The sequence below is a fragment of the Curtobacterium sp. PhB25 genome, assembly GCF_004365375.1.
Classification (GTDB): Bacteria; Actinomycetota; Actinomycetes; order Actinomycetales; family Microbacteriaceae; genus Curtobacterium.
In genome coordinates, this window is sequence record NZ_SODR01000001.1 from 478,233 (window position 1) to 504,183 (window position 25,951).

The 25,951-nt window shown below is 71.9% G+C and carries 20 protein-coding genes and 5 tRNA genes; 14 read left to right on the forward strand and 11 right to left on the reverse strand.

The genetic code is table 11. The features are described 5' to 3' along the window. The 4 genes from EDF51_RS02200 to csrA are packed head-to-tail and all read left to right on the forward strand — an operon-like array spanning nt 1 to nt 4,426. Entirely contained in the window at nt 1–1,194 is a 1,194-nt protein-coding gene (locus tag EDF51_RS02200; protein ID WP_134193745.1) for an EscU/YscU/HrcU family type III secretion system export apparatus switch protein, read from the forward strand. Beyond that, nucleotides 1,191–3,245: a flagellar biosynthesis protein FlhA gene (locus EDF51_RS02205; RefSeq protein ID WP_123938084.1), complete on the forward strand. Its 2,055-nt coding sequence runs from the start codon at nt 1,191–1,193 to the stop codon at nt 3,243–3,245. The genes EDF51_RS02200 and EDF51_RS02205 overlap by 4 nt, the downstream gene beginning before the upstream one ends. Then, nucleotides 3,220–4,152, forward strand: coding sequence for a hypothetical protein (locus EDF51_RS02210; protein ID WP_134193747.1), 933 nt, complete (start codon nt 3,220–3,222; stop codon nt 4,150–4,152). The genes EDF51_RS02205 and EDF51_RS02210 overlap by 26 nt, the downstream gene beginning before the upstream one ends. A 4-nt stretch (nt 4,153–4,156) precedes the next feature. Beyond that, nucleotides 4,157–4,426: a carbon storage regulator CsrA gene (gene csrA / locus EDF51_RS02215; protein WP_134193749.1), complete on the forward strand. Its 270-nt coding sequence runs from the start codon at nt 4,157–4,159 to the stop codon at nt 4,424–4,426. A 113-nt stretch (nt 4,427–4,539) separates the two neighbouring features. On the opposite strand, the gene EDF51_RS02220 is transcribed toward csrA, so the two are convergent. Continuing rightward, nucleotides 4,540–6,699 carry an acyl-CoA dehydrogenase gene (locus tag EDF51_RS02220; protein WP_134193751.1) on the reverse strand — a complete coding sequence of 720 codons (2,160 nt, stop codon included), beginning with the start codon at nt 6,697–6,699 and terminating at the stop codon, nt 4,540–4,542. A gap of 215 nt (nt 6,700–6,914) precedes the next feature. On the opposite strand from EDF51_RS02220, the gene EDF51_RS02225 reads away from it, so the two are divergent. Then, a complete protein-coding gene (locus tag EDF51_RS02225; RefSeq protein WP_123292872.1) occupies nt 6,915–8,378 on the forward strand; it encodes a peptide MFS transporter in 1,464 nt (487 codons plus the stop codon). A gap of 181 nt (nt 8,379–8,559) precedes the next feature. On the opposite strand, the gene EDF51_RS02230 is transcribed toward EDF51_RS02225, so the two are convergent. The 5 genes from EDF51_RS02230 to EDF51_RS02250 form a co-directional block, all read right to left on the reverse strand. Next, entirely contained in the window at nt 8,560–8,859 is a 300-nt protein-coding gene (locus EDF51_RS02230; RefSeq protein ID WP_123292766.1) for a hypothetical protein, read from the reverse strand. Nucleotides 8,860–9,222: 363 nt separating this feature from the next. Further along, nucleotides 9,223–12,588 (reverse strand): SbcC/MukB-like Walker B domain-containing protein, encoded by a 3,366-nt coding sequence (locus EDF51_RS02235; protein WP_134193753.1) that lies wholly within the window; start codon nt 12,586–12,588, stop codon nt 9,223–9,225. After that, nucleotides 12,585–13,364 carry a DUF4194 domain-containing protein gene (locus EDF51_RS02240; RefSeq protein ID WP_134193755.1) on the reverse strand — a complete coding sequence of 260 codons (780 nt, stop codon included), beginning with the start codon at nt 13,362–13,364 and terminating at the stop codon, nt 12,585–12,587. The genes EDF51_RS02235 and EDF51_RS02240 overlap by 4 nt, the downstream gene beginning before the upstream one ends. Continuing rightward, nucleotides 13,361–14,896, reverse strand: coding sequence for a DUF3375 family protein (locus tag EDF51_RS02245; RefSeq protein WP_134193757.1), 1,536 nt, complete (start codon nt 14,894–14,896; stop codon nt 13,361–13,363). Before EDF51_RS02245 ends, EDF51_RS02240 begins: the two co-directional genes overlap by 4 nt. A gap of 101 nt (nt 14,897–14,997) precedes the next feature. Then, nucleotides 14,998–15,070 (reverse strand) — tRNA-Val (locus EDF51_RS02250). 359 nt (nt 15,071–15,429) lie between these two features. On the opposite strand from EDF51_RS02250, the gene EDF51_RS02255 reads away from it, so the two are divergent. The 5 genes from EDF51_RS02255 to EDF51_RS02275 all read left to right on the forward strand — a co-directional run bounded on the left by EDF51_RS02255 (nt 15,430) and on the right by EDF51_RS02275 (nt 17,305). Next, nucleotides 15,430–15,501 (forward strand) — tRNA-Gly (locus EDF51_RS02255). An 82-nt stretch (nt 15,502–15,583) separates the two neighbouring features. After that, a tRNA-Cys gene (locus EDF51_RS02260) sits at nt 15,584–15,657 on the forward strand. Between the two features lie 48 nt (nt 15,658–15,705). Beyond that, nucleotides 15,706–15,780: transfer RNA gene (locus EDF51_RS02265), tRNA-Val, on the forward strand. Between the two features lie 88 nt (nt 15,781–15,868). Then, complete coding sequence (locus EDF51_RS02270) at nt 15,869–16,396, forward strand: hypothetical protein (protein WP_134193759.1); 528 nt, start codon at nt 15,869–15,871, stop codon at nt 16,394–16,396. 147 nt (nt 16,397–16,543) lie between these two features. Further along, entirely contained in the window at nt 16,544–17,305 is a 762-nt protein-coding gene (locus tag EDF51_RS02275) for a glucose 1-dehydrogenase (protein ID WP_134193761.1), read from the forward strand. Here the strand turns inward: EDF51_RS02275 and EDF51_RS02280 are convergent. After that, nucleotides 17,290–18,741, reverse strand: coding sequence for an MFS transporter (locus EDF51_RS02280; protein WP_279586149.1), 1,452 nt, complete (start codon nt 18,739–18,741; stop codon nt 17,290–17,292). The two genes, EDF51_RS02275 and EDF51_RS02280, sit on opposite strands and share 16 nt — an antisense overlap. A 264-nt stretch (nt 18,742–19,005) precedes the next feature. On the opposite strand from EDF51_RS02280, the gene EDF51_RS02285 reads away from it, so the two are divergent. The 3 genes from EDF51_RS02285 to EDF51_RS02295 all read left to right on the forward strand — a co-directional run bounded on the left by EDF51_RS02285 (nt 19,006) and on the right by EDF51_RS02295 (nt 23,442). Continuing rightward, on the forward strand, nt 19,006–19,878 hold the full coding sequence (locus EDF51_RS02285; RefSeq protein ID WP_134193763.1) for an oxidoreductase: 873 nt from the start codon (nt 19,006–19,008) through the stop codon (nt 19,876–19,878). Between the two features lie 75 nt (nt 19,879–19,953). Then, nucleotides 19,954–22,026 carry a GMC oxidoreductase gene (locus EDF51_RS02290; RefSeq protein WP_134193765.1) on the forward strand — a complete coding sequence of 691 codons (2,073 nt, stop codon included), beginning with the start codon at nt 19,954–19,956 and terminating at the stop codon, nt 22,024–22,026. 36 nt (nt 22,027–22,062) lie between these two features. Beyond that, complete coding sequence (locus EDF51_RS02295) at nt 22,063–23,442, forward strand: hypothetical protein (RefSeq protein WP_134193767.1); 1,380 nt, start codon at nt 22,063–22,065, stop codon at nt 23,440–23,442. 36 nt (nt 23,443–23,478) lie between these two features. On the opposite strand, the gene EDF51_RS02300 is transcribed toward EDF51_RS02295, so the two are convergent. Beyond that, nucleotides 23,479–23,685 carry a hypothetical protein gene (locus EDF51_RS02300; RefSeq protein ID WP_111084081.1) on the reverse strand — a complete coding sequence of 69 codons (207 nt, stop codon included), beginning with the start codon at nt 23,683–23,685 and terminating at the stop codon, nt 23,479–23,481. A 166-nt stretch (nt 23,686–23,851) separates the two neighbouring features. On the opposite strand from EDF51_RS02300, the gene EDF51_RS02305 reads away from it, so the two are divergent. Beyond that, nucleotides 23,852–23,923, forward strand: a tRNA-Gly gene (locus EDF51_RS02305). A 274-nt stretch (nt 23,924–24,197) separates the two neighbouring features. Here EDF51_RS02305 and EDF51_RS02310 read toward each other — a convergent pair. From EDF51_RS02310 to EDF51_RS02320, 3 genes are read right to left on the reverse strand one after another with little or no spacing between them, the layout of a single operon-like run. Continuing rightward, on the reverse strand, nt 24,198–24,467 hold the full coding sequence (locus EDF51_RS02310) for a DUF6510 family protein (RefSeq protein ID WP_134193769.1): 270 nt from the start codon (nt 24,465–24,467) through the stop codon (nt 24,198–24,200). Continuing rightward, nucleotides 24,467–25,282 carry a ferredoxin reductase gene (locus tag EDF51_RS02315; RefSeq protein WP_243837063.1) on the reverse strand — a complete coding sequence of 272 codons (816 nt, stop codon included), beginning with the start codon at nt 25,280–25,282 and terminating at the stop codon, nt 24,467–24,469. Before EDF51_RS02315 ends, EDF51_RS02310 begins: the two co-directional genes overlap by 1 nt. Continuing rightward, nucleotides 25,279–25,872 carry a molybdopterin-dependent oxidoreductase gene (locus EDF51_RS02320; RefSeq protein WP_134193771.1) on the reverse strand — a complete coding sequence of 198 codons (594 nt, stop codon included), beginning with the start codon at nt 25,870–25,872 and terminating at the stop codon, nt 25,279–25,281. The genes EDF51_RS02315 and EDF51_RS02320 overlap by 4 nt, the downstream gene beginning before the upstream one ends. Nucleotides 25,873–25,951: the final 79 nt, after the last annotated feature.

Consider the following 25,951-nt stretch of genomic DNA (forward strand, 5'->3'; position numbering starts at 1 on the left):
GTGTCCGACAGTGGTGAGAAGTCCGAGAAGGCCACCCAGAAGCGCATGCAGGAGGTCCACCGGAAGGGCCAGCTCGGCCGGTCCCAGGACCTCGGTGCGTGGATCGGCATCGCCGTCGTCGCCCTCATGGTGCCGTCGATGATCGGCAACGCGGCAGCCGCAGGCACGGCACAGCTCGTCGCCGTGCAGTCCGTCATCGCGAACCCGACGATCGGCACCATGAACCACCTGTTCGGCGACGCGATGGCCAGCGTCGGCGCGACCCTCGGCCCGATGCTCGCGGTGGTGCTCGTCGCCGTCACCGCGGCTGCCGTCGCGCAGGGCGGGGTGCACATCCGCAAGCTCGCGCCCGAGGCGTCGCACTTCGACCCCATCGCGGGCCTCAAGCGCGTGTTCGGCGTCCAGGCGCTCTGGAACGGGGCGAAGGCGCTGCTGAAGACCACCGTCGTCGGCCTCGTGCTCTGGTTCGCCGTGCAGGGCCTGATGCCCGTGCTCATGACCAGCGGCTCGATGCCGTTGTCCGCCGTGCTCGAGGCCGCAGCGGACGGCGCGGGCACCCTGCTCCGCGCCGCGATCGCCGCCGGGCTCGTCCTCGCCGCGATCGACGTGCTCGTGGTCATCCGCCGCAACCGCAAGCGCACCATGATGACCAAGCGCGAGGTCAAGGACGAGCAGAAGAAGAGCGACGGCGACCCGCTCGTCAAGGGTCAGCGCCGCTCCCGCCAGCTCGCGATGAGCCGCAACCGGATGATCCAGGCGGTCGGCACCGCTGACGTCGTCATGACGAACCCGACCCACTACGCCGTCGCGCTCAAGTACGAGCCGGGCAAGGCCGCACCGCGGGTGGTCGCGAAGGGCGCCGGGCCCGTCGCCGACGTCATCCGTGCCCGGGCGGAGGAGGACCGTGTGCCGATCGTGCGCGACGTCCCGCTCACCCGAGCGCTGCACGCCGCGTGCGAGCTCGGGCACGAGATCCCCGTCGACCTGTACACGCCGGTCGCCCGGGTGCTGTCGTTCGTGATGGCCCTGAAGGCCCGCGGTGCAGCGGCCGGCACCCACGCACCGCCGAGGCCGACCACGCCCGACGAGGTGGCGAGCGTCATCGACCCGGCCACGTTGACCGGTGACGTCCGCCCCCGCAAGCTCCGCGCACCGCGCATCGCCGAGACCCCGACCGAAGGACTCCCCGCATGAACCGCAAGGACCTGCCGAAGCTCGTCGTCCCGGTGTTCATCGTCGGCATCATCCTGCTGCTGATCCTGCCGGTGCCGTCGTTCCTGCTCGACTTCCTGATCATCATCAACATCCTGCTGGCGCTGGTGATCCTGCTCACGACGCTGTTCGTGAAGAAGCCGCTCGACTTCTCGGTGTTCCCGTCGCTGCTGCTCGTCGCGACGCTGTTCCGCCTCGGCCTGAACGTGGCGTCGACCCGGCTCGTGCTCGGCGAGGGCTTCGCCGGCGACGTCATCCAGGCGTTCGGCCACGTCGCCGTGTCCGGGTCGATCATCATCGGCGCGGTGATCTTCCTGATCCTCATCGTCATCCAGTTCGTCGTCGTGACGAAGGGTGCCGAGCGCGTCGCCGAGGTCGGGGCACGGTTCACCCTCGACGCCATGCCCGGCAAGCAGATGGCGATCGACGCCGACCTGAACGCCGGGCTCATCACCGACCAGCAGGCGAAGGACCGCCGCGCCGCGGTCTCCGCCGAGGCCGACTTCTACGGCGCGATGGACGGCGCCTCGAAGTTCGTCAAGGGCGACGCGATCGCCGGCATCCTGATCATCATCATCAACCTGGTCGGCGGTATCGCGATCGGCATGCTGCAGAACGGGCTCTCCGCCACCGACGCCCTGTCGAAGTACGGCATCCTGACGATCGGCGACGGCCTCGTCACGCAGATCCCGGCCCTGCTCATGGCGGTCTCCACCGGCATGATCGTCACCCGCTCCGGCGCGGAGTCCGAGATGGGGGCCTCGGCCGCCACCCAGCTGTCGCAGTCGCGCAACGCCCTGATGATCGCCGGCGTCGCCGCCATCGCGATGGGGTTCATCCCCGGCATGCCGATCCTGCCCTTCCTGCTCGTCGGTGCGACCCTGCTGTTCACCGCGTGGCGCATCGGCCGGAACGCCGCGAACGCCGAGTCGGCCGCCGCCGAGCAGCAGGCCCTCGAGGCCGCCGCGCCTTCCGGCGACACCCCCGAGGACCTCATCGAGCAGATGCGCGTGCACGCCCTCGAGATCCTGCTGGCGCCCGACCTGGTCGACATGGTGTCCGGCGCCTCCGACGACCTGCTCGGCCGGGTCCGTGCCCTCCGTCGCAAGATCGCTGTCGACATGGGCATCGTCGTGCCGCCGGTCCGCACCCGCGACAGCATCGACCTGCCGCCGTCGACCTACGCCATCCGGATCGCCGGCGTCGAGGCCGGCCGCGGCACCGCCCCGGCCCGCAGCGTCCTGGCGCTCGGCGACCACCTGGACGGCCTGCCGGGCACCTCGACGGTCGAGCCGGTGTTCGGCCTGACCGGCAAGTGGGTGCCCGCCGAACTCCGGCACGCCGCCGAGATGACCGGCGCCACCGTGATCGACCGGGTGTCCGTGCTCGTCACGCACCTGCAGGCCGTCATCGGCGACAACGCCGCCCGCCTGCTCACCCGCGAGGACGTCAAGGTCCTGACCGAGGGCGTCAAGCAGGTCAACCCCGCCGCGGTCGAGGAACTCGTGCCGGGCATGCTCTCGATGGCCGAACTCCAGCGCGTGCTGCAGGGCCTGCTCGCCGAACGCGTGCCGATCAACGACCTCGGGCGGATCTGCGAGGCGCTGACCCTGCGCGCCAAGGCCTCCACCGACCCCGAGGGCCTGGTCGAGGCCGCCCGCGCCGCACTCGGCCCCGCCCTCGCCGCCCGCTACACCGACCAGGGCACCCTGCGCGTCATCATGATCGACCCGCTGCTCGAGCAGTCGATGCTCGAGGGCCTGCGACCGTCCGAGCAGGGCAGCCAGATCGTCCTCGACGCCCACCGCATCGAGCAGGTCCTGGGCTCCGTCCGCGATGCCGTGCGCAGCATCGAGGACCAGGGCCTGTCCGCCGTCCTGGTCTGCGCCCCGCAGCTCCGCCCGGCCGTGCACCGCATGGTCGCCGCCCAGTCGAACGGGCTCCCGGTGCTGTCGTACCAGGAGGCCACCGCCGCGGGCTCCACCATCGAGACCGTGGGAGTTGTCCGTGCCGCCGACCCGATTGCAGCGTAACGGCGCAACGCTCGACGAGGTCCGCGACGCCGTCCGGACCGAGTTCGGCGCGGGCGCGAGGATCGTCGCCGCCGAGCGGGTCACCACGCCGGGCATCGGCGGGCTGTTCCGCAAGGCGCACGTCGAGGCCACCGTCGAGGTGCCGGAACCGGGGGAGACCCCGACCGCACGCGTCGTGATCGCCGACTCACCCGTCCAGCGGATCGGCATCGCGGCGCTGCTCGCCGACGCCGACGCGGCCGAGGCCCGCATCGCGCGCGGTGACGGCACCCAGGCCACGCGTGCCGACGCGTTCGCGTCGGTGCTCGACGGCTTCGTGGCGGACGGGATCACGGGGAGCGCCCCGCGCCCGACGCACGCCCTGCCCGGAGCGGACGGGCCTGCGGACGTCGACCCGCGCCTCCAGGCCGTCACCGACACCCTGCCAGGAGGCCCGACCACCGTCCCCGACGTCGCGCCCGGCCGGCGCGCGGCCCGGTCCACGGCGCCTGCCGCGCGGTCTGCTGTCCCGGCAGTGCGGTCTGCTGACGGTGACCTGGTCCTGCTGGTCGGCCGGGCGAACGACGTCGACGCCGCGGCCGGGCTGTTCGCCGTCCGGCACGCGCTGCGGCCGACGGACGCCGCCGACCGGCGGTCCGCCATCCTCGCCCGCGCCGACGGCGTGCGCGACGGCCACGCGGTGCTCGCCGTCGCCGCGTGGGACGACCGCGCGACCGGCGAAGGGATCGAGGCCGACCAGGTCTGGGTCGTCGTCGACGTCGGACGGAAGCCCGAGGACACCGCGGCCATGGTGTCCGCGGTGGCCGCACGGCTGCCGGTGGCCGGTGTCGTCGCGATCGGCGCGGGGGAGACCGCCACGCCGGAGTCCGTCGACCTGCTGGGGGTCCCCGTCCTGTCGCTAGGCTGAGCGGGTGCTGGTACTCACGCGGAAGGTCGGCGAGCGGATCCTCGTCGGTGACGAAATCGTCATCACGGTCCTCGACGCCCGGGGCGACGGCGTCCGGATCGGCATCGACGCACCACGCGGGGTGAAGATCCAGCGTGAAGAGGTCGTGCGGGCGGTCGCCGAGGCGAACGCCGAGGCCGCCGCGGCTGCCGGCGCGACCGGTGCCTCCGGTGACGACGCCGAGGCGCGGCTGCGTGCCGCGCTCGGCGACCGCGGCGGGGCCGACCGGGCGTAGTCCGGGCCGGGCGCGGTCGTTGTCGCACCGTCGTCGGCGAGCGCGCCCCGTGGCGGGCATAGCGCCCCGACTCTTCGGGGCGCGATGACGCTGGCGGGGCGCGGGCCGGGCGGCTACGCGCGGGGCTTCTTCTCCTGTTCGGGGAGTCGTCCGGCTGCCGCCTCGGCGGCGAACCACGCACGGGCCTCGTCCTGGCGCGCCTGCTCCTCGCCGAGCGCGATCGGCGCCCGCACGTGGCCGGGCTCGTAGCCGAAGGTCTCGATGAGCTGCGGGACCACCGGACGGAGCCGCGCCACGAGCCGGTCGATCGACGCCGACACCGCACGGGCACGCTGCGCGCTCAGGCGGCCGTGCACCAGGTACCAGTCGAGGTGCTGCTCGAGCAGTCCCAGCGCGAACAGGTCGCGCAGCCACACGAGGACCCGGCGGGTGTCGCCCTCGGGGACCGCGTCGAGCCCCTCGGTGAAGGCGTCCCACTGCATGAGTTCCGCGTGGGCGCGCGCAGCCTCGATCAGCTCGTGCTGCGACCGGTTCAGGAGCACGGCCTGTCGGGCGCGGTCCTTGCCGGCGGTGTTCAGCCGGAGCCCGATCTCGGTGACCATGGTGTCCACGCGGCCGGCGAGCAGCGCGCGCTGCGTGGCGGGGTCGTGCAGGTCCGTGACGCTCGCGGCGAGCGACCCGCGGTCGGCGACGGTCTGGCCCAGCCGGCGGAGGCCCGAGGCGTCCGCGAGCTTCGCGCCCACCTGCGACGCGACGAACTTGGCGGTCGACGCGGCGTCGCGCGGCGCGCGCTTCCGGAAGTCGGTGAGCAAACGCTTCCCGACGAGCTGCAGCAGGACGGTGTTGTCGCCCTCGAACGTCACGTAGACGTCGAGGTCGGCGCGCAGGCTCGTCAGGCGGTTCTCGGCGAGGAAGCCCGCGCCGCCGCAGGCCTCGCGGCACTCCTGCAGGGTGTCGAGCGCGGACCACGTCGACAATGACTTGAACGCGGCGGCCTGGGTCTCCAGGTCCTCGCGTCGCTCCGGGGTGTCGGCTCGCCCGCTGAACACGTCGTCGAAGGTGCGGAGCAGCTGCTCGTGCGCGAACGACTGCGCGAACACCGTCGCCAGACGGGGGATGAGCCGGCGCTGGTGCCGGCCGTAGTCGAGCAGGACGCCCTCGACACCGCCCGCCGTCGGGAACTGCCGGCGCTGCATCGCGTACGTCAGCGCGATCTGCAGCCCGATCTTCTGGGCGACGACCGCGGCACCGTCGAGCGACACGCGGCCCTGCACCAGGGTGCCGAGCATCGTGAAGAAGCGGCGTCCGGGCGAGTCGATCGGCGAGCTGTAGGTGCCGTCCTCGGCGACGTCGCCGTAGCGGTTCAGCAGGTTCGTGCGGGGGACGCGGACGTGGTCGAAGTGCAGCCGGCCGTTGTCGATGCCGTTCAGGCCGCCCTTGACGCCGTCGTCCTCGCCGCCGACGCCCGGCAGGAACGCGCCGTCGTCGTCACGGAGCGGCACGTAGAACGCGTGCACGCCGTGGTCGACGCCCTGGGAGACGAGCTTGGCGAAGACGACGGCCGCCTTGCCGTGCAGGGCCGCGTTGCCGATGTAGTCCTTCCACGCCCCGCGGAACGGCGTGTGCACGACGAACTCCTGCGTGGCGGGGTCGTACGTGGCCGACGTGGCGATGTTCTGCACGTCCGAACCGTGGCCGGTCTCGGTCATGGCGAAGCAGCCGGGCACGTCGAACCCGATGATGCCGGGCAGGAACTCCTCGTGGTTCCGCGCTTTCCCGAGGTGGTGCACCGCGGAGCCGAACAGGCCCCACTGCACGCCGGCCTTGATCTGCAGCGACGGGTCGGCGGTGGTGATCTCCTCGAACGCCGCCAGGTTGCCGCCGTGGTTGTCCTGGCCGCCGAGCTCGGGCGGGTACGGGCGCTGGATGGCTCCGGCGTCGACCAGGATCTGCAGCTGCTCGAACGCGCGGGCCCGGTGCTCGATGGTGCCGAGTCCCTCGGTCTTGTGCAGTGCGGGGTCGAGCACGAGGCGGCGGGAGATCCGGCGGTCCTCGGCCCAGCGGCCGAGCAGGAGGGTCTCGACCATGTCGACGTCGATGCGGATGTCGGTGTGCTTGCCCGCGTTGTCGCTCGTGTGCTTGCTCGTGTTCTTGCCCGAGTTCTCGCTGGCGTTCTTGCCCGAGTTCTCGCTGGCGTTCGTGCCCGGGTTCACGCCGGCGTCGTGCTTCGCCGTGGGCGTGCCGGTGTGCTGCGCGGATGCGGTGTCGACCATGGTCGGAGTCCTCCTGAACTGCGGTGTCCGGTGTTGCGCTCCCCACGCTAGACACCACCGCCGGGAGCCGGCGGAACGCCGTGCGGGCCGCACAACGCTGCCCGGCACGGACCGACCACGATGGTGGGAACCCTCCAACTGCACGCGTCGATCGATTTGATGAGCACCCATCAACGATTGGGCGCGCCACCGGCCCGCGGGGCAGACTGGCCGACATGTCAGGCTCCACCACGGGACACGATCCCAAGCCCAAACGCACCTTCTTCGGACAGCCGTTCGAGCTGTCGACGCCCTTCGCGGTGGAGCTCTGGGAGCGGTTCTCGTTCTACGGCATGCAGGGCATCGTCCTGATCTACATGTACTACACGGTCACGCAGGGCGGCCTGGGGATCGACAAGGGCATCGCGACCGGGATCATGGGCGCGTACGGCGGCGCCGTGTACCTGTTCACGATCATCGGCGCGTGGATCGCCGACCGGCTGCTCGGTGCCGACCGCACACTGTTCGGCAGCGCGATCGTCGTCATGCTCGGCCACATCGCCCTGGCGCTCATCCCCGGGGTGGCCGGCGTGGGCGTCGGGCTCGTGCTCATCGCGCTCGGGTCCGGCGGACTCAAGGCGACCGCCACGACGATCGTCGGTGGGCTCTACAGCCGCGACGACCCCCGCCGTGACGCCGGCTTCTCGCTGTACTACCTCGGCGTCAACCTCGGTGCGTTCTTCGGGCCGCTCCTGACCGGGCTGCTGCAGAGCTCGCTCGGCTTCCACTACGGCTTCGGGCTCGCCGCCGTCGGCATGGCAGCCGGCCTGGTCCAGTACGCCATCCGTCGGAAGAACCTGCCCGACACAGTCCGCCACGTCACGAACCCGGTCGATCGCCGACGCTTGCCGCTGATCGGCGTCGGGGTCGTCGTCGCCCTGGTCGTGATCGCGGTCGCCGTCCTGACCGGGCTGCTGAACGTCGGCAACCTGCCCACCGTGGTCGTCGCGATCGTGATCCTCGCCACGATCGGGTACTTCGTCGTCATCCTGACGAGCGGCATCACGGCGCAGGAGCGCTCGCGGGTGTTCGCGTTCATCCCGCTCTTCATCGGCAGCGCCGTGTTCTGGTCGCTCTACCAGCAGCAGTTCACCGTCGTCACGGTCTACTCCGACGAGCGACTGAACCGCTCGCTCTTCGGGTGGGAGATGCCGGTCTCGTGGGTGCAGTCGATCAACCCGGTCTTCATCATCGTGCTGTCCGGGGTCTTCGCGGCGCTCTGGACCAAGCTCGGCGACCGTCAGCCGTCCACCCCGACGAAGTTCGGCCTGGGCACCGGCATCATGGGCGTCGCGTTCCTGCTGTTCCTGCCCTTCGTCGGCTCGGGACAGAACGGCACGCCGCTGCTGGCCCTGGTCGGCATCCTGCTCGTCTTCACGCTCGCCGAGCTGCTGCTGTCACCCGTCGGGCAGTCCGTCGCCACGAAGCTCGCGCCGCCGAAGTTCCAGACGCAGATGGTCGCGCTGTTCTTCCTGTCCGTGTCGCTCGGCACCGCCGTCACCGGGGTGCTGTCGCAGTACTACGACCCGGCGAACGAGGCGCCGTACTTCGCCGTGCTCGGTCTCGTCGCCGTCGCGGTCGGCGTGGTCCTGCTCGTCCTGGCCAAGCCGGTCCTGAAGCTCATGCGCGGTATCCGCTGATCCGTCGCGGCATCCGCTAACCTGAGGGAAGCCACACGGCCGAAGCAACCAAGGAGTCACCCCATGCTCGAACTCATCGCCGGCATCATCATCGGCATCGGCGTCCTCGGTGGTGTGGGCTGCTGCATGGCGGTCGCCGCCATGATGAAGAGCGGCTCCGAAGAGTACTGAGCCCGCTGGGCTACTCGCCGCTGCCGGTCGTGATCGGCACCAACTGACGACTCAGGACGGTCGCGCGCTCGAAGGGGCCGCGGCCGTCCTTCGTGTACACGGGCTCCTCGAACGCGACGGTCCACGACAGCGGTTCGCCGACGCCGGGGTAGCCGACGATCTGGTTCCCACCGGGAGCCACGATCACACCGATCGGCTCGTCGGCCCACCGCTCGCCGCCCTCCGCGGAGTCGATGACCTGCACGAGCGCACCGATGCCGAGGCCGGGGGCGTCGTCGGGGCGGGGCTTGGGGGAGCGGCGTCCGAACACGCCCTCACCGTAGTGGCGAGTGGTGAAGGAACGTCTGTGCGGCGCCTGTCGACACGCTGACGAAGCACCCGCCGGGTGGCCACGACATCCCGTCGGCCGTGCTCCGAGTGGTCGCAGGCCGTCGGCGGCGGCGCCGCCAGGCGACGCATCGTGACCAGTGCGCGAAGGTGAGCAGGGCGTTGCGACCGGCAGGGCGACGGCCGGGAGGACCGTGGCAGGCTCGCCCCGCGCCTCCAGGCCGTCGCCGGGCACCCCCACAGCGCGTGCCGGGTGGTCAGGACACCCCGCCGGTAGCGCGTTGAGTGGTCACCAACTGTCGGCGGCGCCGCCGCCATCCGACAGTTCGTGACCTCTCGGCAAGCGTCAGGCGTCGGCGGGGACCCGGGCGATCTCGGTGATGGACGAGTGACCGGTCTCGGGGTGCTTGCGCATCGAGAGCAGCCGCTCCATCGAGGGCTCGAGCGCCGTGACCTTGTCGAGCGGCGCACTCACCACCAGCTGGAACCCGAGCCGCAGCCACGCGGTGACGGCACGGCCGGCGAACTCCGAGTCCGCCTTGATGAACGCCTCGTCGAGGAACACCGGGGCGAACCGCGGCCGGGGCCGGGTCTCGTCGCCGAGCTGGTAGCGGAGCGCCGCACCGACGATGAACGCCACGAGCTCCTGCGTCTCACCACCGGACTTGTCACCGAGCGACGAGTACACACCGAGGTCGTTGCCCGACGTGTCGTAGCGGACCGCCGTGATCTCCATGTGCCGTCGGACGTCGAGCACGGCGTCGCGCTGCGTGGTGCGGCCACGGGCGGCGTCCGGGTCGGGGCGGATGACGGCCATGAAGCGCCGGAGCCGACGGAACCGGGTCTCGAGCACGTCGTCGGTCAGCTCGGCGTCGACCGAGGCGGACAGGGCGCGGAGCTCGCGGCGGAACGCGGTGACGTCCTCGCGGGTGACCCGCCGGATCTGGATCTTCAGACGATCGCGGTTGGCGCCGAACGGCAGGTCCCGCAGGATCTCGTTGACCGGTTCGAGGCGCTCCTCGATCTCGACGACGGCCCGGTCGAAGGCCCCGGCGAGCGGCACGAGGTCCTCGCCGCTCCACTGCGACAGCCGCCGACGCCACTCGGTGCGGCGGGCGTGCAGGCCGGTCGCGACGATCTGGTCGAGGATGGCGTGGTAGTCCGGGTACGACGCGACGCCGGTGCCGAGGTTCGGGTCCGGCCAGGCGTCCTGGTACCGCTGGAACGTGAGCGTCAACGACGTCGAGGCCGCTGCGGCACCGTCGAGTGCCTGCGACAGCCGCTCCTCGAGGCGTCGCCGGAGCCGTCGGGTCGCGTCGTCGAAACCGTCCACACCGTCCGGTGCACCGACCTCGGCGAACGTCTCGGCGAGGAGTCGCGACTGCTCGTCGTCGGGCAACGACTCGGGGGTGTCGTCGAAACGCGACAGGATCTCGGCGGCGGCGTCCTGGCCGTCGACGAGCACGGCGTGCCGCTCCTCGAGGCGCTGCACGGAGAGCCGTGCGGCGGAGCGGCGGTCGGCGGCCTCGTCGAGCGACTTCCGCAGGCGGGCGACCGAGGCGCGCAGGGTCCTGAGGCCGTCGTCGGCGGCGAGGAGCGCCTGCCGTTCCTCGTCGAGGCGTGCCAGCGAGGTCTCGACTCCCTGGACGTCGATGGCGTCCCAGGTCACGTCGACGACGTGCTGGTGCGCGGCGCGGAGGACGTCGAGTGCGGTGAGGTCCTGCGCGACGTCGGTGCGACGGGCCTCGAGCGTGGCGAGGTCCTGCGCGATCGAGGCGAGTTCCTGCTCGACGGCGGCGACGCGGGCCTCGTTGGTGAAGCCGATGACGTTGGTCTGGCGGCGGTCGCCGTGCGCACCACGACGGCCGTCGCGGAGCTGCCCGGACTCGGTCACGCGCCGGCCGCCACCACCGAGCTCCGAGGCGTCGGTGACGCAGCGGGCGTCGGTGCGGTCCGACTCGATCCGCTCGCGCACCCAGGTGCTGAAGGGCGACTGCTTGATGGCCAGCTTGCCGGACACCATCGCGGGGTCGCCGTCGAGGTCCAGGTGCGGTCCGGTCGGCACGCCCTCGAACTGCACGCGGACGGGCAGGCGGAGTGCGTCGATCGCCTCACTGAACGCACCGAGGCGGTCCTGGTCGACCAGCAGGGTGCGGGCGACGGGGGCCAGCACGGACTCGATCGCCGTCCGCCAGCGCTCTTCGCCGGGCTGCACGTCGAGCAGTTCGGCGACGAACGGCAGGTCGGCGGGGTCGATGCCGGCGGCCCGGGCCATCGCGAGCCGGGCCTCGTGCATCGGCAGGGGCATCGCGCCCTGACGGTGCTCGAGCGACTGCCGCTCCTGGCGCAGCGAGCGCTCCCGGTCGAGCAGCGGGTACTCCTCGCGCGTCAGGGCGTCGCGGCGGTCGTCCAACGACGAGCGCGAAGCAGCGTAGGAACCGAGGAACTCGTGCGAGCTGCGCTGCGCGGCAGTGAAGTCGGCCTCGGTCGCGACGGACGCGCCGAGCACCGCTGTGCGCTCGTCGAACGTCGCCCGGGTCCGGACCACCGCGTCGCGCTCACGGGTGAGTCGCTCGATGCGGTCCTCGAGCTGGGCGAGCGCGTTGCCGCCCTGGTCGCGCAGCCGAGCCTCGGCGTCACGCAGCTCGATCTCCACGGCGGCGTGCCGGGCCTCGGCGGCGGCGACCTCGGCGCGGGACGCCGTGCGCTCCCGGCCGTTGCGGTCCGCCTCGGCGTCGAGCAGGTCCCGCTTCCGCGAGGCCGTCCAGTGCGCGAACGGGGAGACCTCGGCGCCGGTGGCGATGCCGTCCAGGGCCTCGGCGGCGGCCTTCGACCGTTCGATCTCGTCGTGCAGGTCGGTGATGGGGGAGAGGATGCGGACCTTGCGCTCCTCGGTGTCCATCGCCTCGTACGCCTCGTCGAGCGCGGAGAAGTGCGCGAGGGCGCGGTCGGCCGCCTCGTAGGTGCCGGGGGTCTCGAGCACGAGCGACTTGTACAGCGCGTCGACCGTCGGCAGGTGCTGCCCGGCCTGGATGCGCGCGAGCAGGCGCATCGCCCGGTTGCCGCCACCGGAGTCGCCGATGCCGAGGCGCGTCTGCAGCGTGTACGCGAGCTCCTGGTAGGTGTCGCGGATGACGAGGCCGGGAACACGACCGGTCAGTTCGAGGTGGTGGAACCGCGTCGGCACGAACTCCTCGAGCCGACGCAGGTCGAAGGTGTCGTCGACCGTCGCCATGGTCATCTGGATGTCGCCGACGCCGCGCGCGCGCTTCGGCACGATGTACGCCCGCAGCACCGTGAAGCGCCGCTCGTCGTCGTTCCGGAACGTGACCGCGGCCGCACCCCAGGTGGTCTGGTCGTCGCCGCGCAGGTTCACGTCGCGCAGGGCACCGGATTCGGGATCGCGGCGGGTGTCGACCTTGCCCCGCAGGTACGTGAGCAGGTTGCGCTGGTCGGCGCTGCGCGCGCGACCCGTCGTGGCGTCGTTCGAGGCGCCGTTGAACGGCACGTCGGACGGCATCATCACGGCCAGGTACGCGTCCATCAGCGTGGACTTGCCGGTGCCGGACGCGCCGGAGATGAGCGTCGCGGTGCCGGACAGCTCGACCTGCCGGTGGCCGTGGAACCCGCCCCAGTTCACGACCTGCATCGACTCGGCGCGCCACTGCGCGACCGTGTCGAAGAGCGCCGGGATCTCGAACGTGTCGGTCACGCTTCCGTCTCGCCTTCGTCGTCGGTGTCGGTGTAGTCAGTCGGGAGGCCCGGGTCGGCTCCGCCGTTCGGCTCGCCGCCCGGGGCGGTCGCCACTTCCTGCGCGGTGGTGGTCCGCAACCAGGTGTCCAGTTCCAGCAGGCGCTCCAGGGGGAGCAGCACCTCGACGACGCTCGCCACCCGGAACCGGTCCGGGTCGGACGTGCGGATCAGGATGCGCGCCGTGACGAGACGCTCGACGGCCTTCGCCACACGGCCCTCGTCGCGGGTGCGGTCGGTCGCGGTCGCCGGTCGGAAGCCGGCGACGTGCCCGCGGATCTCCGCGCGGTCGACGACCACCTGGTCCGGCCCCGGCCGGGCATCGGCTCGCAGCCGCATCCGCAGGTAGACGAGGACGATCGTCTCCTCGCGGGTGTACGGCAGGTCGCGCAGCAGCGTGGGGAACGGACGGCGCTGGCTCTCCGAGCGGGCCTGGCGCTTCCAGGCGACCTCGCGGTCGCGGTCGACGTGCAGCTCGAGGAACAGGTCGTTCAGGCGCGACCGCAGTTGGTACTCGCCGTCGAGCACCGCGCGCCACTCGTCGGGGTGGGTGCGGGAGCTGACGTACGAGTGGCGGAGCAGCGCCACCAGGGCGCGGCGCTGGTGCTCGTCGAGCCGACCCTCGTCGCCCTCGAAGAGGGCGAAGCTGGACTCGTCGCGTTCGTCGTCCTGCAGGACCGTTGCGGGGTCGTCGTAGGGGACCGTCTCGTCGACCGGTGTCGGCGTCGTGTCGCTCACCGTGCCTCCTGTGCGTTCTGTGTGTCGTCGTGGTGTTCGCCGGCCGGCGTGCGCTCCGCAGCGAGCGCCGCGGTGGGCATGTGGAAGGTGACCGGGCTGCCGTCCGGGCGCACCGTGCGGTGTTCGGCGAGGTGCGCGGCGGACTCGAAGTCGTCGCGCCCCGTCAGCAGGTGGGCGAGGCCGAACAACTCGACCGGTCGACGCTGCTCGGGCGGCAGCCCGTGGAACGCGTCGACGCTCGAGTCGGCCTCGGCGAACCGGAGTGCGGCGCGCAGCTCCGTCAGGAGCGGGCCGCCGTGCTTGCGGAGCATCTCGACGTCGAGGTCCTCGAAGACGTCGTCGTCGGGTTCCTCGATGGGTGGCGGCACCGACTCGGCGTCCGGGTCGTAGAAGCGCTCGCGCAGGGTGCCGACCTCGGCCGCCGCCGGCAGCAGGGGGAGCGGGATGCGGTCGCGCGCACCGCCCTGGTCCATCAGCGTCGCCAGGCCGCGGTTGATCGAGCGGATCACGGCGTCGAGCTCACGGTCGCGGACCACGTCGTGGGCGACGATCTGGTCGCGCAGGGTCGCGGTGAGCTGACGCCGCTGGGCGAGGACGTCCTCGATGCCCTGGCGGAGGATCGTCACGGTGTTGCGGAACGCGCGACGCTCACCGGCTCCGAGGCCGTCGGCGAACGAGTGGGACAGGATCGTCGCGATGTCGTCGCGCAGGCGGAGCAGCAGGGCGTCGTCGCGCAGCAGCTCGAAGGCGCCCTCGAACGCGCGGCCCTCGGGCGTCGCCTGCATCAGGTTGTCGGTGCGCGCGAGGTAGTCGTCGAGGATCTCGCCGATCGGGCGGACCTCTTGTCGGAAGTCCTCGACGATCGAGCGGTGCATCGTCGCGACGGCCTCTTCGACGCGCTTGAAGTCGCTCGGCAGCTGCCGGATCAGGTCGGAGATGTTCGTGTACCCGTCGCGCATCCGGTCGTCCTCGACCGTGACGACGTCGTCGCCGTGCTCGAGGCGTTCACGCTCGGCCTGCAGTTCGGCAATCTGGGCGTCGATGCGGCGGATCTGCACGTCGGGGTCCGGCTCGGCACGGGCGGCCCAGCGGTGCACGGCGTCGACGATCATCGCCAGGCGGCTCTCGCTGATCAGTGCGCGGTCGGCCGACAGGGCGTCGACGAGGCTCAGGGCCTCGAGCGCGTGACTGGTCAGGGAGTACTGCTCGTCGCCGTCGGGGGAGTTGGAGCGGACGAGCCACTGTGCCGCCACCCACTCACGGCAGAGGGCGCGGCCGTTCGGTCGGGGGTCCTGCTCGCTCTGCTCGTGCTGTTCGCTCGCGGGCACGCGTGCACCCGATGCCTGCAGGCGGGCGACGTGCTCCTCGACCTGCAGGTGCATGCGGTCGGCGGGGACGTACTGGACGTCGCGGTCGAACACCGTGCGGAACACGGCGAGGACCGTCGCGCTCGTCGGGCGGGACATGAGGCGCAGGGTCGGACGGTCGAGGACCGCTCGGACCCGGGCGAACTCGAGGTCGACGTCGGTCATGCGCCCCTTCGTCCGATCGTGCTGGTGGCTGTTCTGGCTGCTGACTGTCTCAACAGATGCGAAGAGCCCGACGCTTGTGCGCCGGGCTCTTGCAGGGTGGGTGGGCGATACCAGACTCGAACTGATGACCTCTTCGGTGTGAACGAAGCGCGCTACCAACTGCGCCAATCGCCCCCTGCACTGTTCGTGCGAGTCGATAGTAGCGGAAGTCCGGCGGTGCATCGAACACGGCGCGCGCCCCGGGTGTGGCGCGCCGCGGGTGTGCAGCGGCGCACCGTGCGGCGTTGGGGCACGTTCGCACGGTGCGGCATTGGCGCCTCCGTGCGAGCTTGACCGCATGGGGCGGGCCTGAAAGCAGGCACGGAGCACGCAACTGTGCACCACATGGCGAAGACTGCGCCGTGCGAGGGGGCTCGAACCGGCCGGATCCGCATGAAATCGGGGGACACGCCCGGTGAACGGGAAGGATTTTGGCGGATGCCCCCGGGTTCGTATAGAGTTTACGTCGTCGCCGCGACAGCGGAAAGACAAATGCGGATGTGGCGCAGTGGTAGCGCATCACCTTGCCAAGGTGAGGGTCGCGAGTTCGAATCTCGTCATCCGCTCGAGTGCGGGGCTTCTCGAAGCCCTGCGACTCACCAGAGGGTATCCCACCGTTCGGGTACTCACGGAGACGTGAACCTCGATGGTGGGGTGGCCGAGAGGCTAGGCAGCGGCCTGCAAAGCCGTCCACGCGGGTTCGAATCCCGTCCCCACCTCCAGCAACACCCTCCAGATCCTGTACGAACCCCGGTTCAGACAGGGAATCTGGGCGATTGGCGCAGCGGTAGCGCGCTTCCCTGACACGGAAGAGGTCACTGGTTCGATCCCAGTATCGCCCACCACGGGAAAGCCCCCGGCAGGACCACCAGGTCCGGCCGGGGGCTTTCCTCGTTCCGGGCGACCGCCGCGCTCGGCTGGCACGATGGCGATATGGATTCGATGCGTAGGTGGCCGCTGTGGGCCGTGATGATCGTCCTCGCGGTCGCGTTCGGCGGTTTCTGGTACCTGTCGACGTTCGTCACCATGCCCGCCGACGTGCCCGTCTGGATCCGTGGCACAGCGAGTGCCGTGACCGGCGCCGCGTTCGGCGTGATCTTCGGGCTCTGGATCGGTCGGCAGCGCCGGAGCGTCGGGCCGGCAGCGCGTGATCGTTCACTCGGTCGAGCGGTGAGGCGCGGCGAACTGCCCGCTGATGCCGACCCGGCGCAGTGGCGCCAGGCGCTCGAGCACTACCAGCAGCAGTACCGCCGACAGCGGTGGTTCGGACCCGTCGTGTTCGTGCTGGCGATGGTCCTCGAGGTGTCCCTCGCCGTCACCGGGCGGCCGGTCTTCTGGTTCGCGGCGGCGATGTTCCTCGTGTTCCTGATCGTCACCCTCCTGCAGACGCCGAGGGTGCTACGGAACATCGCCGCGATGCTCGTCGAGCTCGACCGGCGGAACGCGACCGACACGCACTGAGCGACCGGACGCGGTGATGGTGACCAGCGCGGGAGGTGCGGTGCGGGGCGGACGCACGCCGCGCCTCCCGGCCGGGTCGTGTACGCAGGGCGGTACCTCGTCGACGCGGTGCACCGCGCCGACCCCGCTCAGGAAGGCGCCCGCTCCATGACCTCACCCTTCGACCTCACCGGCCGGACCGCCCTCGTCACCGGCGGCAACCAGGGACTCGGCCGTGCGTTCGCGTTCGGCCTGGCCGAGGCCGGCGCCCGCGTGGCGATCGTCGGGCGCTCCGCGGAGCGCAACGCCCTGGTCGCCGCCGAGGCCGCGGATGCCGGCCACGACTTCGTCACCATCACGGCGGACATCACCGACGGCGAGCAGGTGGCGCGCATGACCGAGGATGCCATGACCGCCCTCGGCCGCCTCGACGTGCTCGTCAACAACGCCGGCACGTGCCACCACCGGGACGCGTTCGACGTCCCCGACAGCGAGTGGGACGACGTGTTCGACCTCAACGTCCGCGCACTGTGGAAGACGTCGACGGCGGTCGGCGCGCACATGCGCGATGCCGGTTCGGGCTCGATCGTGAACATCGGCAGCATGTCGGGCCTCATCGTGAACCGGCCGCAGTGGCAGCCGGCGTACAACGCGTCGAAGGCCGCCGTGCACCACCTGACGAAGTCGCTCGCGGTCGAGTGGGCGAAGTACGGGATCCGCGTGAACGCCGTCGCCCCCGGGTACGTGAAGACCGAGATGGCCCCGGTGGACTCCCCGGAGTTCCGGCGGTACTGGATCGAGGACGCACCGCAGCAGCGCTTCGCCCTGCCCGAGGAGATCGCGCCGAGCGTCGTCTTCCTGGCGAGCGACGCGGCGTCGTTCATCACCGGATCCGTGCTCGTGGCGGACGGCGGCTACAGCGCCGTCTGAGCCGGTTCGGCCACCGGCGTGCCCGCGCGGGTCGTCGCGCGGGCCATGCCGACGGCGACAAGCACGGCGGCGACGACCGTCAGGACGACGCCCGCGACGGTGATCCCGCCCTCGAACGCGGCCAGCCGGTCCGCCGTCCACGACGTCGACGCGATGCTGCCCGGCACGAGCAGCGCCAGCACCGTCCCGGTCGCCGCGATGCCCACCGCGGTCGCGAGCTCGCTCGAGGTGTCGACGAGCGCCGCACCGACCGACGTCCGGTTCGACGGCAGGCCCTGGAGCACGTTGTTGCCCGCGACGACCCCGACGACCCGCATCCCCGCGGCGACGAGGACGAGTGCCGCGGCGACCCAGCCGTACCCGGCTCGGCCGCCGACGGTGAAGAGCGCGAGTCCTGCCACGACGGCGCCGGCGCTCAGCCAGGCCGCGCGGCCGAGGCCCACCCGCTGCACGAACGGGCCGACGAAGCGTCCGGACGCCAGGAGCACCACCACCTGCGGCAGCGTCCCGATCGCGGCCAGCGCCGGCGACCACCCCCAGGCGAACTGCAGCTGCAGCGTCACCAGGTAGGACAGGCCGGAGACGGCCAGTCCGGAGGCCGCCTTGTACGCCAGACCGCTCGCGACGAGCGGACGGGCGAGCAGGCGCAGGTCGAGCAGCGGCTGTGCCGCGGTGCGCTCCCGCTGCACGAAGGCCGCCACCGCTGCGACCGTCACGACGACCCCGGTCCACCCCGGCCAGGAGGCGCTGCCCGCCTCCGCGAAGAGGGTGGGCGTCCCGAGTGCACCGACCAGGGCCGTGGTGCCGAACAGCGCGCCGGTCACGTCGATCCGGTCGGGGTGCAGGTCCTCCGGTCGGTCAGCGGGGACGCCGGTCCGGATGCCGATGAACGCGAGCGCCGCGGTCGGGACGTTCACGAGGAGCAGGGCCTGCCACGGCGCCACCGCGAGGGCGAAGCCACCCGCCGTCGGTCCGACCGCGAGCCCGACCAGGCCCGCGGTGGAGATGACCGTCAGCGCCCGGACCCGCAGGGCGTCGGTGTCGAAGAGCCGGAAGGCCAGGGCCATCGACCCGGGCGTCGTCATGGCCGCTGCGAGCCCCATGAGCGCGCGGACCGCGACGAGTTCGCCGGTCGTGGTGACGAGGGTGGTCGCCAGGGCGGAGAGCGCGAGCAGCACCAGACCGACGAGCATGACCCGACGTCGGCCGAACCGGTCGGCGACCGCGCCGAACAGGAGCATGAGGGCGCCGAAGACGACCGAGTAGGCACCGGTGACCCACTGCAGGCCGGTCGTCGACGCGTGGAGTTCGCGGCCGATGGTGGGCAGGGCAACGTTCAGCACCGAGTTGTCGAGCATCTCGAACAGGAAGACGGCGGACAGGCCGGTGAGGGCGATCCCGGCGTCGCGGAGCCGGGCGGGGGAACGGGTGGACACGTGCACTCCTTCGATGAAGAAGTGGCGACTCGTCCGAGACCGCGTGTGGGTGCCTGGCCGCCGGGGCGACGAGGCGTTTTGCCCTCTGGCAGGAGCGTACGTCCAGTGGGGTGTCTGCTGCAAGCGGGCCGTCTGCTGCAAGCGGGCCGTCCGCTGCAAGTGGGCCGGAACGCGCGTCGGTGTCGTGCGAGCCGCTGCCCACGCGAGCAGGCTGTCAGGAGTGCGCTGCGCCCTCGGCGTCGGCACGCCCTCGAAGGAGATCCGATGAGCACCACCACCCCTCGACTGCCGGGCGGCACCTGGACCCTCGGCGACCGGCCGGTCGCACGCTTCGGCTACGGCGCGATGCAGCTCACCGGTCCCCGGGTCGTCGGGCCACCGAAGGACCACGACGAGGCTGTCGCCGTGCTCCGGGACGCCGTCGCGGGCGGCATCACGCACATCGACACCGCCGAGACGTACGGCCCCCGTGTCGTCAACGAACTGCTGCACGAGGCGCTGCACCCGTACGCCGACGGCCTCGTCATCGCGACGAAGGTCGGTGCGCGGCGGGACGCCCGAGGCGGTTGGCCGACAGCTCGGGAACCCGACCAACTGCGTGCGCAGGTCGACGACAACCTCGAGACGCTCGGCGTCGACGTGCTGGACCTCGTCAACCTGCGGCTGGGCGACGCGAACGGTCCGGTCGCGGGGCCGATTGCCCCGGCGTTCGAGACGCTGGTCGACCTGCAGCGACAGGGGGTCATCCGGCACCTCGGCGTGAGCAACGCCACGCTGGGCCAAGTGGACGAAGCGCAGGGGATCGCTCCGATCGTGTCCGTGCAGAACATGTACAACCTCGCGAACCGGCAGGACGATCCGCTCATCGACCGTCTCGCCGACGAGGGGGTCGCCTACGTGCCGTTCTTCCCGCTCGGTGGCTTCTCTCCGCTGCAGTCCGAGGTGCTCTCGACCGTGGCGACACGGCTCGGGTCGACGCCGATGTCCGTCGCCCTGGCGTGGCTGCTGCGCCGTTCCCCGAACATCCTGCTGATCCCGGGCACGTCGTCGCGGGCACACCTGCGCGAGAACGTCGAGGGGGCCGCCGTCGTGCTGAGCGACGACGACCTGCTCGACCTGGAGGGCATCGGCGGCTGAGCCCGGCCCCGGACGCTCCCGTGTCCGTTACGGTGCTCGTGGGGCGGCACCGGCGCTGCTCGAGAGGCAGGACCGATGACGGACCACGCGGCCACCGCAGCGCAGGAGTTCCTCCGCACGTACGACGAACGGCTCCGTTCCCTGGTCGACCAGGTGGTGCCGGCGGACGAGTACCCGTCGGCGTCCGAGGCCGGCGCGCTCGAGTTCCTGGCCGGGGTGCTGGTCGACCGGCCGGACTGGCTGGGCCGGCTCCGAGCCGTCGTCGAGCACGCGGACGACCACGAGGGCGTCGACGAGCCCCAGGACGAGGACGATCCCGACTGGACCTGGTTCGCCGAGCTCGTGGCCGCGGGCTACTACGCCGACGCGGGGAACGGCGGGAACGCGGGGGAGCGGTCCTGGGAGATGGTGGGGTGGCAGCCCGGTCCGCCGGACGGCTGGAGCGTGCCGGTACCGGTACCGACCGCAGCGCCCTCGGTCGTGCACCCGTCGCAGCTGGCCGACCGGTACGACGCGGTCGTCGTCGGGTCGGGCGCCGGCGGGGGTGTCGCGGCGTGCGGGCTCGCCGAGTCCGGTCGGCGCGTGCTCGTGGTCGAGGCCGGTGGGTGGCCCGGCACCGCGGAACTCAGCCGTGACCACATCCGGAACCCGCGGTCGAGCTGGGGCGTCGCACCGCGGTCGGGGCCGTCCGACGTCGGCAACCCGCGGACGGTGGCGGACGGTCGCGAGCTCCTGGTGCTCCGGCCCTCGTCGCCGGGGTGGCACAACAACGCCGTCACGGCCGGCGGCGGCACACGGGTCTACGGCGCCCAGGCCTGGCGGTTCGGGCCGCGGGACTTCGCGATGGCATCGACGTACGGCGTGCCGGACGGCAGTGCGCTGGCCGACTGGCCGTTCGGGTACGACGACCTCGAGCCCTGGTACGAGCGCGCCGAGTGGGAGATCGGGGTCAGCGGCGGTGACGTCGACGGTCCGTGGTCCGGGGAGCGCTCGCGCGCGCGACCGATGCCACCGCTGCCGTCCGGGGCAGCGCGGGACCGGCTCGCCGCCGCCGCGGACGCCCTGGGCATCTCGACGGTGCACGTCCCGCTCCTGATCAACTCGACGCCGTACCTGGGTCGCCGCGCGTGCGAACAGTGCGGCATGTGCGTCGGCTTCGCGTGCCCGGTCGACGCCAAGAACGGCAGCCAGAACACCATGCTGACCCGCGCGTTCGCCACCGGGAACGCGTCGATCGTGCTCGAGTCGCGGGTCGCCCGACTGCGCACGGACCATGCCGGCCGCGTGGTCGGCGTCACGATCGTCGGCACCGCGGACGGCCGCGACTGGCGGGCCGAGGTCGACGCCGCCGAGGTCGTCGTCGCGGCCGGAGCGGTGGAGTCGGCACGGCTCCTGCTGAACAGCCGGAGCGACCAGGAGCCCGACGGCATCGGCAACGGTGCGGACCAGGTCGGCCGGCACCTGCAGGGCCACGTCTACGGCGGCGCGATGGGGGTCTTCGACGACGTGGTGGACGACGGTCTCGGACCGGGGCCGTCGATCGCCACCACCGACTACCGGCACGGCGTGCCCGGGCAGATCGGTGGCGGGATCCTGGCGAACGAGTTCATCGCGACGCCGTCGAACACGTACCAGTACCTCGTCGGCACGGGGCTCGCGCCGCGATCCGGGCTCGACGGCAAGCACGCGATGCGGGACCTGGCGCGGCGCAGCATGCGGATAATGGGGCCGATCCAGGAGGTCACCACGGCCGACGCACGCGTCCGGGTCGACCCCGCGGTGACGGACCGGTACGGCATCCCGGTGGCGTCGTTCAGCGGTGGGGTCCACCCGGAGGACGTCCGTGCTCGCGACCACACCAGCGCCCGGAGCGGCGACTGGTTGCGCGCGGCCGGCGCCACGCGCGTGGCGGAGCTGCACGGTCCGGTCCGGGGCACGAGCGGTGGCCAGCACCAGGCCGGCACGCTCCGGATGGGGACGGATCCGGCGACGTCGGTCGTCGACCCGTTCGGCCGGGTGTGGGGACACGACAACCTGCGCGTGACCGACGGCTCGGTGCACGTCACGAACGGCGGGGTGAACCCGGTGCTCACCATCCTGGCGACCGCGATGCGGAGCGTCGACGCGATGGTCGCGCAGCACGGTTGACCACGTGCCCGGTCCGCCACCGATACGGTGGCGTCCGTGACCGACGACCCTGAAGCCGCCATCGCCCAGCACGTCCACGACGCGTGGGACGGTTCCCTGCGGCTCGTGCACATCACGATCTCGGACGAGGACGGCGACGCCTACCCCGGCCAGGACGTCGACCGGTGGGTGATCGACGTCCGGGTGCCCATCACCGACGACGAGGCCGAAGCGGTGTCGGTCGCCGAGGTCGCCGCGTACACGAGCCGATCGCCGGAGTCGGTCGAGGCACTCGTGCTCGGCTACCAGGTGTCCGACGTCGACGGTGACTTCGCCGCGGCGATCGTCGTGCCGGACGCCACCGGCGAGACCTTCCTGTCGCTGCAGACGCACGCCGCCGAGATGCTCGGCAAGCCGGACCTGCTCGCGCTGGACCGCCTCACCGTGCGCCCGGCGTACCGCGGGCTGCCCGGGCTCGTCCCCGCCGTGGTCGACGCCGTGCGTCGTGGCCCCGCCGGTCGTACGGCGTCGTGGGTGCTCGCGGACCCCTCGGTCTGGAACGTGCCGTTCGAGGACCAGGACCGTGCGGCCGGCGAGTTCGTCCGGTGGGCGGACACCCCTGTGTTCGCGTCGATGAACGCGGACCACGAGGACCTCGAGCGGTTGGCCGCCGTGCCCCCGACCGGCGGCATCGTCATGGGGTCCCGCTCGGACGAGGTGCACCTCGGCGACGCGCTCGACGAAGCATTGGCACGTCCGGCGATCGCAGTCGCGTTCGCCCTGCCGCCGAAGCTCCCGGCGAGCATCTGGGCCGCGGCCCCCGAGGACGTCCACGGCGTGCACCCCGACGAGGCCACCGGGTCCATCACCGTCGAGACGCACGACGAGCAGCTCGAGGTCGTCGGATCGCCCGGCACGGCACCGCAGCTGGTCGGGACCTCGGCCTCGGCCGACGCCGCGACGCAGGACTGGCTCCGGGCCGTGCACCAGCGCTGGTGGCAGTACGAGCCCGGACTGCACGACCGGATCCACGAGGTCGTCGACGAGTACCTGACGTCGGGGGAGATCGAGTCCGTCACCGACGAGCGCGCCCCGCACCTGCACGCACCGGACCTGCCCGTGTTCCGCACCGAGTGGCCCGGGATCGGCGAGGTGCACCTGGAACCCCTCGGCGAGGACACCGAACCCGTCGTGTACGACGCCGTGCTCGAGGTCGGCGATGCCCACGACCACATCGGGGTCGTCGTCGTGCACGAGTCCGGGCACGTCCGGGCGTCCCTCCACGACGAGTGGAACCCCGCCCTGACGGACGTCACCGGTGCGCTCACCCACCTGGTCAGCCTCGGCGCCGGGGAGTTCTTCGCGGACGCGCTGCACGACGAACTGTCGGCCGGCGCCGAGCACGCGATCCTGACGGGCGACGTCCGCGGGCACTGACCGCAGTCGAGCGCCAGGCCGGTCGCCGAGCGCGCCTCAGACCGGGCGGTAGATCGCGATCGGGGGCGCCTGGTCGTCACCGTCGTCGTGCGCGTCGCCGGTGGCGAGCCAGGTCCGCCCCTCGTGCTCGATCGTGGTCGGCAGGTCGCCGTGCACCAGGATGCGGATGGCGGGGGTGTCACCGTCGATCAGGTCGACGCCGTGGGCCTCGGTCCCGCCCGGGTTGTCGTGCACGTAGCTCATGCTCCGATCGAACTCCTCGGTGCCTGATGACCGCGCCTGACGACCGCGTCGGGCCGCGCCGGACCGCGCCTCGCGACACCGGACACGCCCGGATCTGCCGCAGAACACGTCCGTGGGCCCGGGATCGGGTACAGTCGACTCCGCACGGCCCACACGGCGTGCGAATGCGGATGTGGCGCAGTGGTAGCGCATCACCTTGCCAAGGTGAGGGTCGCGAGTTCGAATCTCGTCATCCGCTCGGACGGAACAGGACCCCCGGGGTTGCTCACAGAGCAGCACCGGGGGTTCTGTCGTTCCCGGGCGCCGTGAGCGGGCGCATCCGGGGGCGCAGGCTTCGGGTACCCGCGCCCACCGGACGCAGAGGCCGCACTGCCCCGAGTGGAGACGCCGGGTGGGTGGCCCAGCGATGTCCCGAAGAGTCATCCGGAGCATCGTCTCGGTCGGATTGGACCCCAGTTCGGGGCGTGCGGAAAACCGCAAGAACTCCGCACGAGATGCGGTCGGCGATTGCGCTAGCCGCGATCCTCGGGTAAAAGGATCAGCGTGGCACGGGTACCGGGGAGGCTGATCCAGCGCGCGGAGCCGGCCTCGACCACCGTGACGAGCACGGTGTCACACGTCCGGCACCGGGCGACGGAGCCCATCGCCGAGCAGTACACGGCGGTGCGAGCGACCGATCCGCGGGACCCGCACCCCGCGCAGCAGAGCACCGTCACGGTCGGCTCCGGACCGAGCACCTCGGACAGGACCCCCGCGAGCGCGTTGCCGTCGACGACCGTCATCAGCTGCCCCCGAACCGTTCGGCACGGACGTCGGTGGTGTCGTGTCCGAGGTCGGCGAGCCAGCGGAGCACCTGCTCGACGAAGGGCGTCGAGCCGCACACGTAGACGAGCGCCCCGGCGTCGGGTGGGAAGACCGCGGCGGCGAGCGCATCGCGGGTCAGCCGTCCCGCGGGCACGGCGGACCCGGGTGGAGCGGTCCGGCTGTACACGGTGGTCACCTCGAGCGGAGCGTCGGAAGCGACGGCCCGGTCGAGTTCGGCGCGGAAGAAGACGTCGTCGGGGGTCCGGACGGCGACGAGCAACCGGAACGGTGCGGGGTCCCCGGCCTCGGCGTGCGCGGTGACCATGGCGACGAGCGGCACGATCCCCGAGCCGCCGGCGATCAGCTGCACCGGACGGGCGGACGCGCCGGGGCGCCACACGAACCAGCCGCCGAGCGGCCCGTGCACCTCGAGCGCGTCGCCGACCTCGACCGCGTCGACCAGGAACGGGGACACCTCGCCACCCTCGACGCGGTCGACGGCGAGCACGACGTCGGGCCGGTCACCCGCCGAGGCGATCGAGTACGAGCGGGATGCCTGGTAGCCGTCCTCGGCCGTGAGCCGCAGGTCCAGGTGCTGGCCCGGGTCGTTCCCCGGCCACGTCGGGACGTCCAGGACGACCCGACGGGCGTTCGGGGTCTCGCGCTCCACCGAGGCGACCGTCGCGGGGTGCCAGGCCGGCCGCCTGCGGGGCGCGGGCCGACCGGCGGGCGCGATCCGGGCCTCCAGGTCGGTGGACGGGGCGGTGGACACGTCGGTGTCGGGAACCGTCACCAGTACCGCTCTTCCTTCCAGGGGTCGCCGTGCAGGTTGTAGCCCGCGTTCTCCCAGAAGCCCGGTTCGTCGTCCGCCTGCATGACGATCCCGCTCACCCACTTCGCGCTCTTCCAGAAGTACAGGTGCGGGACCAGCAGGCGCGCCGGACCGCCGTGTTCGGGCTCGAGCGGTTCACCGTCGGCCTCGAACGCGATCCACGCCTTGCCGTCCAGCAGCTCGTCGAGCGGCACGTTCGTCGTGTACCCGCCGGTGCTGTGCACCATGCAGTAGTCGAGCGACGTCTCGACGTCCTCGAACAGGCGGTCGAGGGGGACGCCGCGCCACGGCATGTCGAGCTTGGTCCAGTGGGTGACGCAGTGGATGTCGACGGTGACGTCCTCGACGCCGAGCGCGTGCACCTCGTCCCACGTCCAGGTGTGCAGACCGTTCTCGGCGCGGATCGAGAAGACCCACGACGCCGGATCGACGTCGGGCGTGGCACCGGCCGACAGGACGGGCCAGTCGCGCACCAGGGTCTGGCCGGGCGGGATGCGGGTGTCGTCGCGGTCGGCTCGACGGCCACCGAACCCCCTGGTGAACGTCGCCATGATCCTCCTCGGACGGGATGGTCCGATCATGCTCCGTGCCGGCGGCGCCCGTGTAACGAGTTCGTAAACACTCCGGAGG